14 protein-coding genes are annotated in these 12519 nt (G+C 55.7%); all 14 read left to right on the top strand.

The features are described from left to right. Positions 1 to 271: SpoVG family protein (locus RT018_RS10195; RefSeq protein ID WP_312941587.1), on the top strand; the 271-nt coding region annotated here is incomplete at its 5' end. Positions 272 to 281: 10 nt separating this feature from the next. Next, positions 282 to 4265 carry an S-layer homology domain-containing protein gene (locus tag RT018_RS10200; RefSeq protein ID WP_312941588.1) on the top strand — a complete coding sequence of 1328 codons (3984 nt, stop codon included), beginning with the start codon at positions 282 to 284 and terminating at the stop codon, positions 4263 to 4265. 63 nt (positions 4266 to 4328) lie between these two features. Further along, positions 4329 to 4559 carry a DUF6133 family protein gene (locus tag RT018_RS10205; protein WP_018306122.1) on the top strand — a complete coding sequence of 77 codons (231 nt, stop codon included), beginning with the start codon at positions 4329 to 4331 and terminating at the stop codon, positions 4557 to 4559. Continuing rightward, positions 4549 to 5001 carry an A24 family peptidase gene (locus tag RT018_RS10210; RefSeq protein ID WP_018306121.1) on the top strand — a complete coding sequence of 151 codons (453 nt, stop codon included), beginning with the start codon at positions 4549 to 4551 and terminating at the stop codon, positions 4999 to 5001. The genes RT018_RS10205 and RT018_RS10210 overlap by 11 nt, the downstream gene beginning before the upstream one ends. Then, entirely contained in the window at positions 4998 to 5132 is a 135-nt protein-coding gene (locus RT018_RS10215; protein WP_018306120.1) for a hypothetical protein, read from the top strand. The genes RT018_RS10210 and RT018_RS10215 overlap by 4 nt, the downstream gene beginning before the upstream one ends. 29 nt (positions 5133 to 5161) lie before the next feature. Then, positions 5162 to 5992, top strand: coding sequence for a Flp pilus assembly protein CpaB (gene cpaB / locus RT018_RS10220; protein WP_018306119.1), 831 nt, complete (start codon positions 5162 to 5164; stop codon positions 5990 to 5992). Continuing rightward, positions 5992 to 6807 carry an ATPase AAA gene (locus RT018_RS10225; RefSeq protein WP_018306118.1) on the top strand — a complete coding sequence of 272 codons (816 nt, stop codon included), beginning with the start codon at positions 5992 to 5994 and terminating at the stop codon, positions 6805 to 6807. Before cpaB ends, RT018_RS10225 begins: the two co-directional genes overlap by 1 nt. Next, positions 6804 to 8381 (top strand): type II/IV secretion system ATPase subunit, encoded by a 1578-nt coding sequence (locus RT018_RS10230; protein ID WP_018306117.1) that lies wholly within the window; start codon positions 6804 to 6806, stop codon positions 8379 to 8381. Before RT018_RS10225 ends, RT018_RS10230 begins: the two co-directional genes overlap by 4 nt. Beyond that, the gene (locus RT018_RS10235) at positions 8378 to 9307 is read left to right on the top strand and encodes a type II secretion system F family protein (protein WP_018306116.1); all 930 of its coding nucleotides are present in this window, start codon (positions 8378 to 8380) and stop codon (positions 9305 to 9307) included. The genes RT018_RS10230 and RT018_RS10235 overlap by 4 nt, the downstream gene beginning before the upstream one ends. Before the next feature lie 4 nt (positions 9308 to 9311). Next, positions 9312 to 10184 (top strand): hypothetical protein, encoded by an 873-nt coding sequence (locus tag RT018_RS10240; protein ID WP_018306115.1) that lies wholly within the window; start codon positions 9312 to 9314, stop codon positions 10182 to 10184. Between the two features lie 18 nt (positions 10185 to 10202). After that, positions 10203 to 10859 carry a DUF3848 domain-containing protein gene (locus RT018_RS10245; protein ID WP_026198820.1) on the top strand — a complete coding sequence of 219 codons (657 nt, stop codon included), beginning with the start codon at positions 10203 to 10205 and terminating at the stop codon, positions 10857 to 10859. Between the two features lie 35 nt (positions 10860 to 10894). Next, the gene (locus tag RT018_RS10250) at positions 10895 to 11251 is read left to right on the top strand and encodes a DUF4320 family protein (protein ID WP_172641903.1); all 357 of its coding nucleotides are present in this window, start codon (positions 10895 to 10897) and stop codon (positions 11249 to 11251) included. Then, a complete protein-coding gene (locus RT018_RS10255; RefSeq protein ID WP_026198818.1) occupies positions 11248 to 11796 on the top strand; it encodes a hypothetical protein in 549 nt (182 codons plus the stop codon). Before RT018_RS10250 ends, RT018_RS10255 begins: the two co-directional genes overlap by 4 nt. A 108-nt stretch (positions 11797 to 11904) precedes the next feature. Further along, entirely contained in the window at positions 11905 to 12471 is a 567-nt protein-coding gene (locus RT018_RS10260) for a DUF6550 family protein (RefSeq protein WP_312941596.1), read from the top strand. The last annotated feature ends 48 nt before the right edge of the window (positions 12472 to 12519 follow it).

Below are 12519 nucleotides of genomic sequence, written 5' to 3' on the forward strand. Positions count from 1 at the left end.
CTCGGTCAATGTTTACGGCGATTTTGCCGTGCGGGGCATCAAAATTATGGAGGGCTCCAAGGGGCTGTTTATCTCCATGCCCAGCTACAAAGCCGGAAACGGCGAATACAAGGATATCTGCTTTCCCTGCACCAAGGAGGCCAAGGCGGAGTTTGACAAGGCGGTCCTTGGCGCTTACCAACAGGCGCTGACCCAGGGGCAGACCGCCGCGCAGAAACAGGAATTCCCCGCCCAGCAGGAGCAAGGCCAGCCTGTCATGGGCGGAATGTAGGAGGTAGCCGATGAACAAGAAAATGAAACGGCCGCTCGGCATTCTTCTCATCATCTGCATAGCGGCTTCCCTGTTTGCTGGCAGCGCCTATGCGGTAAACAGGTATTTTGAGGATGCCAAGGGGCATTGGGCGGAGGAAGCCATTCAAATCCTCACGGAAAAAGGCGTCATCAGCGGCTACCCCGACGGGCTGGCGCATCCGGATGAAATCATCACCAGAGGGGAATTTGCGGCGCTGGTTGCCAGAACCATGGAGCTGCCGGAGCCGGTGGAAAGCGAGGTTACCATTCGCTTCACCGACATTGCCGGACACTGGTCGGAGCAAAATATTGAGGCGCTCATCATCGCGGGAATCATCCAAAAGGACGATTTCGGCACAGAATTTCAGCCGGATGAGCCCATTACCCGTATGGAAATGATCCGCATGCTGGTGCGGGCCATCGGTAAGGGCAGTCATGACGCCTCCAGCCCCTGCGTTACCGGATTTTCCGATGACGGCACACTTTCCGAAGCGGATAAATCCAGCATCTGCACCGGCAAGGAATACGGTATCGTAGACGGCTACCCGGACGGTACGGTCAAACCGGACGGAAATGCCACCCGCGCCGAAGCCTTTGAAATGCTGGTGGATACGGAAAAGGCCAAGGAGCAGATCAAGAAGGAAGAACCGCCCAAGCCGACCGTTCCTGCCAAGCCTACGGATAAACCCTCCGACGTAAATTCCGGCGGAAGCAGCTCCAGCGGTTCCGGTGGTGGCAGCTCTGGTGGCGGCAGTTCTCATGTTCCCGCCCCGCAGTTTTCCTTTACACTCCCAAAAACCGCCTACACCGCCGATGAAATCGAGATCAAGCCGGAAAGCCGATATGTAAGCGATTTGACATGGTCAGCCCTGAAAAACGGTCTGCCTGCCGCGCTTTCCGAGCTGACGGACGGTACCATTGACAAAAACGGTGGCAAGCTGAAATTCAAGCAGACCGGCAGTATTACCCTGATTGCCACGGCAAAAAACAGCCGAGGCGTCACGGTGACCCATGAGCAGACTATCAGCATCTATCCGGTGGTGACGGCCGCATTCACACTACCCGAAACCACCCATACCGACAAATCCGTGGCGGTAGAGCTTTCCACTGAAAATCTCGGTTCCAATGCGGTGGTATGGTCGCTCGAAAAGGACGGCGCTGCCGTGGATATCGGAACGGCTCTCACCGGAACGCTGGATTCCACCGGCGGCACGGTGCTGTTCAAGGAAAAAGGTAGTTATACGCTGACAGCCACTATTACAAATGAGTTGGGCAAGGTTATCACCGCGCAGAATAGCATCACCGTCTATCCTGTGGCGGAAATCAAGCTGACACTCCCAACCGTTTCTCATACCGATAAAACCATGGCACTCAAGACAGAAACAAAAGAAGCGGACGGCCTCACGGTGACCTACACCCTGATCCGGAACGGCGAGTCTGCCGAAACCGGCGCCTTTATTGAGGGGACGCTCTCCGACGGCAGTATTCGTTTTAAGGAAAAAGGCGTATATGCCCTGACCGCCTCTGTCACCGACGCCACCGGTAGAGTGTTTTCGGATACCGCCAATATCACTGTCTACCCGGTGGGCTCCGCAGGCTTCTATCTGCCGGAAATTTTCCACACCGACAACACCGTGATGGTAGAGGCAGTGTTCGGGGAAATCGGCAGCCATACCGCCAAATGGACACTGTTTCGTGACGGCAAGGAGGTATCTCTGACCGATGCAGCCGAGGGTACGCTGGGCAACAGCGGCGGTGAGATGAAGGTCCGCACCAAGGGCAGCTATGTTCTGAAAGCGGAATTCACCGACGACGGCGGCAGAACCTACCGCTACGAGCAGATCTTCAAGGTGTATCCTGTGCCTGCCGTCCACTACAGCCTGCCGGAATATGTCCACACCGATACGGATATCGCGGTCAAAACCGAAACAGCCGATCTGGACGGTCTCACCATCGAATGGCTGGTGGATAACACCTTCGGGTTTCAGGACTGGCCGACCTATGTGACTGGAACACTCTCAAACGACGGCGGCACGATCCGCTTCAAACGAGCCGGTGTCTATGAGCTGACAGCCAGAGTTACCGATGAAACCGGCCGGGTGTTTTTGTACGAAAGTAAAGAAAAGTGCGAGGTTCTGCCCGTACTGACCATCGGCTTTGAGCTTCCCGAATTTGCCTATACCGATACCGCCATCGACCTCAGAACCCACGGCAACAATCAGGTTCTGCCGGTGGAGTGGTCTGTGACAAAGGGCGGCAAGAGCCTTCCTCTTTCGGAGGCGTTTAGCGGCGGACTCAACGCACAGGGCGGCAAAATCACCTTCAAAGATGACGGCGAATTTGTTCTCACCGCCACCATGACCGATTATCTGAAGCGCAGCTATTCCCACAGCGAGAGCATCCGCATCCTGCCTGTGGTGCAGTACGCATTTACCATGCCGCAGACTGTTCACTACGGTACGGAGTTTGAGGTTGCCGCAAAGGATGTTCAGCACCTCGGCAGCTATGCCGTAGCTTGGACACTGCAAAAGGACGGCAATCCCGCACAGTATCAGGGAACCCTCGGCAACGACGGCGGGAAGATTGCTATCCGTGATACCGGCGCATTTACCCTGACCGCCTCCGTCACCGACAGTGAAGGGCGCGTAACCTCCCATTCGGAGAACATCACGGTCACCAACACGGCGCCGAATGCTCCTGTGGTAGAGGCTGTTCCCACCCGTACTGCCAGGGACGGCAAATTCCTTGTGAACATTACTGCCAGTGCCACAGACCCCAATGGGGATGCGGTGACCTTGGAGTATGCGGATACTGCGGCTGACAGCTACTATGCACCCGACACCCACACCATCCGTGTCCGCGCAAAGGATATTGCCGGGGCATATTCTCCGTGGACGGAAAAGACCTTTACCGTGACCAATGCCGCGCCCACCGTAACCCTGACCGCCGAACCGACCCGCACCACCAAGGACGGCAAATTTCTTGTCAATATCAGTGCTAAAGCCGCTGATGCGGACGGCGACGCCACCACGCTGGAGTGGGAAAACAAGGCGACGGATGGTTACTATGCGACCGGCACCCATACCGTGAAAGTTCGTGCAAAGGATATCGCCGGAGCATATTCTCCGTGGACAGAAAAGACCTTCACCATCACCAGCGCCGCACCCACGGTCACCTTGACTGCCACCCCGACCCGCACGGTAAAGGATGGTAAGTTTCTTGTCAATATAAGCGCCACAGCCGCTGATGCGGACAGCGACGCCACCACGCTGGAATGGGACAACAAAGCGGCGGACGGTTACTATGCACCCGGCACTCATACCGTAAAGGTTCGTGCCAAGGACGCAACCGGGTTGTATTCCGATTGGGTATCCAAGACCTTTACTGTGGCAAACTCTGCGCCGACAGCGCCGGTCATTACGCGAACGCCGAACGGCAACAGCGTAGCGCCGGGAACGCCGGTCACTATCACGGCCGCCAGCTCCGACCCGGACGGCGACCCCATCACCCTGATTTGGGAAGGCAGAAATTCCGAAACCCAGACCTATCCCCGCGGAAAGAACGTAGTCCGTGTCAAAGCGGTGGATTCCGCAGGGGCTGAATCGCCCTGGGCCGCCATCGTGTTCTTTGTGGCGGACTCCAACGGCGGCGGTGGCATGACGCTCACTGGCCCCGATTCCGTCATCATGGAAAACGGCATTGAAGGCGCCACCATCACGGAATATACCTTTACCGTGCCGCCTGTTGACGGTCACAGCGGCTCGGATTTCGGCAGAGGGCGCGGCTACAACAAGATGACCGGCCAGTGGGATCAGCTGGACTACGGTACCACCTCCAATGGCATCACCTTTACCCGCACCCTCGGCGCGGGAGTGTATACGCAGCTGGAGTTTTATTACTATACCAATCACGATTGCATGTATAACAAATCCAACATCACCTATTCGGTGTCGTATCATTGGAGCACAGATTAAAAATGAAAGGATTTTGTAGATGTTTTCTACAAAATCCCAATTACTTTTGAAGGAGGAACATCTATGAAGCATCTCATTTGTAAGCTGAAAACCAAGGCGGCCATGGCCGCCGCCAAAACCCGCCGCGTCCTTTCCGGCAGCCACGGGGAAGGCTACATTGACACCGCCATCAAAATCCTGATTGCCGTGGTGCTGGGCGCACTGCTCCTCGCGGGGCTGTATGCCCTGTTCGGGGAAACGGTGCTGCCGACCCTGACCCAGCGTATCAAGGAAATGTTCAATTATGCAGGCTGATAGCACCCTTCAGGCGGTGCTTTTTTTCTGTCTGCTTTTGGCGGCTTCTGTGTGGGATCTCCGCAAGCGGATCATCCCGGACAGTCTCTGCCTCCTGATTGCGCTTACGGGGCTGATTAATTTCAGCCCCGTAAGGCTTTGGGGAGTCCTTGCGGCGCTGCCCCTGCTGATTGCCGCCCTGTGCAAACCGGAGGGCATCGGTGGCGGGGACATCAAGCTCACCGCCGCCGCAGGCATGGTGCTGGGCTTTGGGGGATGCACGGCCGGGCTGCTGCTCGGCCTGACGGCATCCCTCTTTTTTTATCTCATCGAACAGATTATCAGACGGCTCCGCAAGCTGGAGCCGCGGAAAGCGTCACAGGCATCTCTGCCTCTGGCGCCGTTTTTGTCCCTCGGCTTTCTTGCCGTAACCATTTTAAAAATTGGAGGAAACATCCTATGAAAAGAATCCATATCATCAGAAAAAAGACCATCATCGTTGCCGGTATCGCCGCCGTTTCGCTGGCGGCGGCTCTCATACCCAAGGCCGTAAAAGCTGTGAAATCCCGTAAATACAGCTCTGCCAGTTTCTAAATCACCATGAAATCAAGGAGGAAAAATCTATGAGCCTTTTCAAAAACCGCACGGTGGTCGGTGTGATCTGCATCCTTTTGTCCCTGCTCATCTGCTTCGGTGTGACGCCGTTGTTTAATAAATCGGTCAGCCAGAAAACCGAGATTGTCCGCGTCGTGAAAGAAATCAAGGCAGGCGATGAAATCAGCAAGGAGATGGTGCAGACCGTGGAGGTAGGCGGCTTCGGACTGCCCGAAAATGTCCTCCGCCAGAGCGAAACCGTCGTGGGCAAATATGCCACCGCCGACCTTTCCGTTGGCGACTATATCTTAAATACCAAACTGTCCGATACCCCGGCTGCGGAAAACACCTACCTGTATAATCTGGACGGCACCAAGCAGGCCATGTCGGTCACCATCAAGAGCTTTGCGAACGGGCTTTCCGGCAAGCTGGAAAGCGGCGACATCGTGTCGGTGATCGCCCCGGACTACAAAAAGCAGGGTTCCACCGTGATCCCCGCCGAGCTGAAATATGTGGAGGTCATCGCCGTCACCGCAGGCAGCGGATATGACGCCAACACGGGAGCGCAGACAGAAACTGAAACCGAGGATGAAAAAGAGCTGCCCTCCACCGTGACCCTGCTGGTGTCCCCCGAACAGAGCAAGGCGCTGGCGGAGTTGGAGTCTGACGGCAAGCTCCACCTGTCACTTGTTTATCGCGGTACGCCCGCCAACAGCGCCAAGTTTACAGAGGCGCAGGACAAGGTTATTGCGGCGCTGTATCCCACAGAGCCGGTGCAGGACAGCTCTCACAAATCCGAATCCCAGGGATCGGAGGAAAACACTGTGTCCGAGGCGCCTGCGGAAAGCGAGGTGCAGTGATGCTGAACTTTAAGAAAAAGGGCATCTTCACCCGCCAAGCGTCAAAGGAGGATGCCCCGCCGGAGCAGGAGCCGCAGGAAGGAATCCTTGCCGTTTGGGGCTCCCCCGGCAGCGGCAAAACCACCGTGGCGGTAAAAATCGCAATGCACCTTGCCGACCGGAAGAAAAACGTGGTGCTGCTGCTCTGCGATATGACCGCACCCATGCTGCCCTGCATTTGCCCGCCCTCTGAGCTGGAGGGAGAGCATTCGCTGGGCAGTATTCTTGCGGCCGCCCATGTGACGGAACCGCTCATCAAGCACAATCTGGTGACACTGAAAAAGCACAAATACCTTACCATTCTCGGCATGAAAAAGGGCGAAAACGAGTATACCTACCCGCCCTATGAGCAGACTCAGGCGCAGGAGCTGTTGGACGGACTGAGGGAAACCGCTCCCTTCGTGGTGGCGGACTGCGGCAGCTACATTGCCAATGACATTCTCTCCGCTGTGGCGCTCATGGAGGCCGACAGTGTCCTGCGACTTGCGAATGCCGACCTGAAATCCGTGAGCTATCTCTCCAGCCAGCTCCCGCTGCTCCGGGATTCCAAATGGGATGCGGAGAAGCAGTACAAGGTTGCCAGCAATGTCAAGCCACGACAGGCCGGGGAACAGATCGGGCAGGCGCTGGGCTCGGTGGCCTTTACCCTGACCCATTCGCCGGAGCTGGAGGAACAGTATCTGGCAGGAAATCTACTGGCGGATTTGTCCCTGAAGGACAGTCGTCCATTTAGAAAAGAAATAGAAAAAATCGCAAAGGAGGTGTTTGGCATATGAAGTTGGGCAAAAAAAGAAGCACGTCGGTGTTTCAAAGCTCGCCGGTATCTGCGGTGGAAATCGGAAATCAGCCATTATCCGCAGAACCGGAGCTTATCACCGAAGCGGGCAATACCTCCGAATCCACGGCCGAAAGATTTGCAAACTTGCAGTTCGGTTCCGATGTGGATATTTTGAATCCACCGGATGAGCAGGCTACCGCACCGTTGCATGACAATCGCGCGCTGCGTGCGCATGGCCTGTTCTTTACCCCGGAGGCTGGGGGAAAAGACTTCTCTACGGTTCTTGCCGAGGTACAGGCGTACATCTCCGAGCATTACAGCATCCTCCTCACTGCAGGCGGCGAGGACGCCAAGGCGCAGATGAAGCGATACATCCAGAAATTCCTGCAGGACAACCGTGTCTCCGTAAACGGCATAAGCGGCGACAGGCTGGCGGACGCCCTCTACACCGAAATGGCGGAGTTCGGGTTTCTGACCAAATACATCTTCGGCACCGGCATTGAGGAAATTGACGTCAATTCATGGAAAGACATTGAGGTGCAGTATTCGGACGGTCGCACCGTGAAGCTGGAGGAACGCTTTGAAAGCCCCCAGCACGCTGTGAATGTCATTCGCAGGATGCTCCACATCAGCGGCATGGTACTGGATAACGCCAGTCCCATTGTGCTGGGGCATCTCTCCAAGAACATCCGTATCGCTGTGCTGAAAAGCCCCATTGTGGACGGGGATGTGGGCGTGGCCGCCTCCATCCGTATCGTCAACCCGCAGAGCATGAAAAAAGAGGACTTTGTGGGGAGCGGCACGGCAACTGGCCCCATGCTGGATTTCTTATCCCTCTGCGTCCGCTATGGTATTTCGGTCTGTGTGGCGGGAGCCACCAGCTCCGGCAAAACCACCGTGGCTGGCTGGGTGCTGACCACCGTACCGGACAACAAGAGGATCTATACCATTGAGAACGGCTCCCGTGAATTGGCTCTGGTGCGGGAAAAGGATGGGAAAGTGGTCAATTCGGTCATCCACACCCTGACCCGCGACAGCGACAATGACCGCCAGCGCATTGACCAGACCAATCTTTTAGACTATGCCCTCCGTTTTAACCCGGATATCATCGTGGTGGGCGAAATGCGCGGCGCCGAAGCGAACGCGGCGCAGGAGGCTGCCCGAACCGGCGTGGCGGTGCTGACCACCATCCATTCCAATTCCTGCGAAGCCACCTATCGCAGAATGGTGTCCCTGTGCAAACGCGCCGTGGATATGTCCGACCAGACCCTTATGGACTATGTAACTGAAGCCTACCCCATTGTGGTGTTCTGCAAGCAGCTGGAAAACAAGCAGCGCCGCATGATGGAGATTCAGGAGTGCGAAATCCTGCCCGACGGCACAAGGCAGTTCCGCCCGCTGTTCCAGTACATCATCACGGAAAACCGCATGGAGGATGGCAAATTTGTCATTGAGGGGCACCATAAGCAGGTCAACACCATCTCGGACAGCCTTGCCAAGCGGCTGCTGGAAAACGGCATGCCGCAGACGGTCATTGAACGCCTGCGGGGAAAGGAGGAACAAACCGCATGACAACAATACTTTTAATGGCCTGCATCGGCATGATCGCAGGCTCTTTTCTTTTGCTCGGCCTTACTCCCATGGCATTTACAACCGCCATCTTCGGCAGGCTGACCGATCAGCCCAAAGCTCTGCGGGATGAGGTTAATGAAACCACCCACAGGAAAAAGAAGTCCTATCTGCGCAGTGAGCTTACCGAGGTGCAGTCCATCCTCAAGGTCACCGGCAGGACGACACGCTTTCCCATGCTCTGTGCATTGTCCCTGCTATTCTTTACCGTGGGTGTGTCGATAGCTGTCATGCTTTCGAACTTTTTTCTGGTTCCTGTCATGGCGGTAGGCTGTATGCTCCTGCCGTTCTGGTGGGTAAAGCTCACGGCCAGCCACTTCAAAAAGGACATTGCGGCGGAGCTGGAAACGGCTCTTTCCATCATTACCACGGCCTATCTTCGAAATGAGGACATTCTGACGGCGGTGGAAGAAAACCTCCCGTACCTGAATCCGCCGGTGCTGTCGGTGTTTCAGGGCTTTGTGTCCCGCGTCCGGCTGGTGGACCCCGATGTGACGGCGGCACTCCATGATGTAAAAGTAAAGATTGACAACGCGGTGTTTCAGGAATGGTGCGACGCCCTCATTGCCTGCCAGCACGACCGCAGCCTCAAAACCACTCTGACCCCAATCGTCAGTAAACTCAGTGATATGCGGGTGGTCAACGGTGAGCTGGAAACCATGGTGTTTGAGCCGAGAAAGGAATTCATCGTTATGGTGATTCTCGTCATCGGGAATATTCCGCTCCTGTATTTCTTGAATCAGGACTGGTACCGCACCTTGATGCACACTCCGCTGGGACAGGTGGTGCTGGCGATCTGCGCCGCCGTGATTTTCATTTCCACGGCGTTTGTGATCAAACTCACTCAGCCCATTGAATATCGGAGGTGACGGCATGACAATCTATCTGTTTTTATTCGGAGTCCTCCTATCGGCGGGACTCTTTTTCCTTGCCGCCGACCTCTTACATCTGCCCACTCTCGCCACCCAAAAGGCGATGCTGTCGGCGGGAAAGCAGGCCAAAGCCAAACCCAAAACCACCGATGCTCTGCTGCGAAATGCCGCTGTACGGCTTTCCCGGTATCTTCGCATGGATGCGTATAAGAAAAGCCGGATGGTAAATGTGCTGTCGGCGGCGGGACTTTCCGACTCGCCGGAGCTGTTCACGGCTACGGCAATTGTTAAGGCGGCGGCTATCGGGCTCTGCATCATCCCCTGCCTGATTGTACTGCCGTTGCTGGCGCCCATTGTGCTGTTTACCGCTATTTTGACTTATTTTAAGGAAATCCGTAAGGCGGATGAGGCGCTGGCAGCCAAGCGCGGAAAAATCGAACAGGAGCTGCCGCGCTTTGTGGCGACCATCACCCAGGAGCTGAAAGCCAGCCGTGACGTGCTGTCCATGCTGGAGAATTTCAAGAAAAACGCGGGCGAGGACTTTGCGGCGGAGCTTGACATCCTCACGGCGGATATGCGCTCCTCCAGCTATGAAGCGGCGCTGACCCGTTTTGAGGCAAGGTTCAATTCGCCCATGCTCTCGGATATTACCAGAGGGCTGATCGGCGTACTGCGCGGGGACGACGGCGGAATGTATTTTCAGATGCTGACTCATGACATGAAGCAGCTGGAGCTTCAGCGGCTGAAAGCGCAGGCCATAAAGATCCCGCCGAAAATCCGGGTGTTTTCTTTTGCCATGCTCATGTGCTTTCTCATGACCTACATGGCGGTTATTGTCTATGAAATCATTACATCCCTCGGCGGGATGTTCTAACAGGGAGGTGTAAGCCAAATGACGGAACAGGAAATGATGACGCTTCTGCGCAAAAAGCTGGACAGAGGCATGGCGCAGTATCAAAAGGAATGGCAGCAGAAACCGGCCTCCGAGCTGGTGGAGCTGGCAAGCGAAATTGCCGCCGTGCAGTTTGTGTATCAAGAGCTGTCCGACGGCAGCTATTCCGCCGAATATATGGAGTATCTGCTCCGCTTTGAAAACCCGCTGGAGGTGGTAGCGGATCAGTGGATATCCGAGCAAACCGTTGATTTCAGCGAGGAACTCACCCATGCGCTCTGGACACTGTGGGACAAGGGCGAATCGGAATCAGAATATACCCTTGACCCGGACTATGCGCCTGTTTCCGCGGAGGAAGTGAGAATCACCCTGCGGGAATTTATCGAAGCGCATCCGAACGCATCGTTTGATATGATGACGCCCGGCGGGTATGTATACTTGACGCCCGAAACCGCACAGCTTTTGCTGGCGGGCCACAACGTGAAAGGAAATCCCGGCAGCGCTGAATTTGCCAGAGATGTTCCCGCAGAGGAACTGCTGGAGCAGGAAATCTGCACCGCTGATTTCAGCAAGGGCGCATGGCGTGTGTTAAGCGATCACAACCCGGAACCGAGGTTGGAGCAGGGACCCTTTGAGCAGGGGGTGACCATGTGCTGAGAAAAATCCTGAGCAACAAGCGGGGCGAGGGCTACATGGATGTAGCCGTGCTGGTGCTGTGCGCCATGCTGGTCATTGCCCTTGCCGTGAAGGTGTTTCCCGTCTACATCCAAAAGCAGCAGCTGGACACCTTTGCCACCGAGCTCATCCGGGAGGCCGAAATTGCCGGACAGGTGGGCAGTGAAACCAGTCGTCGGGAGCAGCTCTTGCGGGAAAAAACCGGGCTTTCTCCCAGCGTGGAGTGGTCTGAAACCGGCAGAATCCAGCTGAATGAGGAAGTCATGGTAACGGTCACCTACCAGACCAACATCGGGCTGTTCGGCGGCTTCGGCTCGTTCCCCATTACGCTGAGAGCGGACGCGGCGGGAAAGAGCGAGGTTTATTGGAAATGACGGATAAAATCAAGCAAATCCTACGGGGAAAAGGCGGCGCGGGCTTTCCGCTGATCATCGCCATCACCCTGTCGCTGGTCATGATCTTCACCGGCATTTCGGAATATTTCCGTCTTCTGATTGTGGCGCAGGGTGTGCGGGATGCGGTGCAGGCGGCGGTTATCTCCACCGTGGTGGAGAATTACGATGATGTGTACCACGGCGTGCGGGAGGGTTATTCGGGTGCTTACCAGCCCTTTGCCGGGGATTTTGAGGAAAGCCTCGATTACGGCGATATTTATGACCGACTGGACGGCATTCTCGGCCTTTCCAGCAGCGGTGGCTATCACGAAAAACGCACCCCGGACGGAAAGCTGGAGTTTAAGGTCTGGAATCTGGATGTGGACATCCGAAACGCACCTCTTGCGTCAGGGGATCAGGCTTCCGCCCGCTTTGAGGCGGACAGCACCATCCTGCTGGAGGTTCCCGTATCCTTTGGCGGACAGCTGCTGCCGTCCATGATCATCAAGGTCAAGACCAGCGCCGGATACACGCCTAAGTTTTGACTGTTATCAAAAAGTTTTCTATAATATGGATAGACTTTTTGAAAACTTCGTGGTAGGGTGTGACGTAACAAGGAAAAATCAAACTTTCACGAATAGGAGGATGCTCTTATGAAAAATATGAATCCCAAAATGAAGAAATGGCTGGCTGTAGCCGGTGGCCTCGCCCTCTGCGCGGTGCTGGTGGTGCTGATCGGGCAGCGGTTTCAGACGCCCAAGCCGGTGGATGCACCTCTCCCGTCCCAAAGCTCCGAAGTGAGCAAGGTGACGGTAGACCCTTCCAAGCAGGATAGCACAGAGAAAGAAAAAGAGGTCACCGTAACCCCGCCGGATACCACCCAGCCGGTGACTACCGATAACGGTGCGGTTTCCAACGGTACCGAACAGACCATTCAGGGCGATGTGAGCAAACCCGAATATACCGAGGAACAGCGGCAAGACCCTACGCAGAAGCCTAACGGCGAAAAGGTCACGGAGCCTCCCAAGGCTGTCGACCATGACAAGGTGGAACAACCCAAGGAAACCCCGAAAAGCGACAGTCAGCCCCAGGGCGGCGAAACCAAGGACGGCAAGATTTATGTGCCGGGTTTTGGATGGATTGAGGATCACGGCGGTGGTGGTGAGGGTACCGTTGGGGATAGTGATGGCGATATTAACAAGCAGGTTGGAATAATGTAATCTTTAGTTGAAAGTGACTAATACGTAACATGGCCTGAAATGCCCGAA

Origin of the sequence: Oscillibacter sp. (genome assembly GCF_032060045.1) — a bacterium.
Classification (GTDB): Bacteria; Bacillota; Clostridia; order Oscillospirales; family Oscillospiraceae; genus Oscillibacter.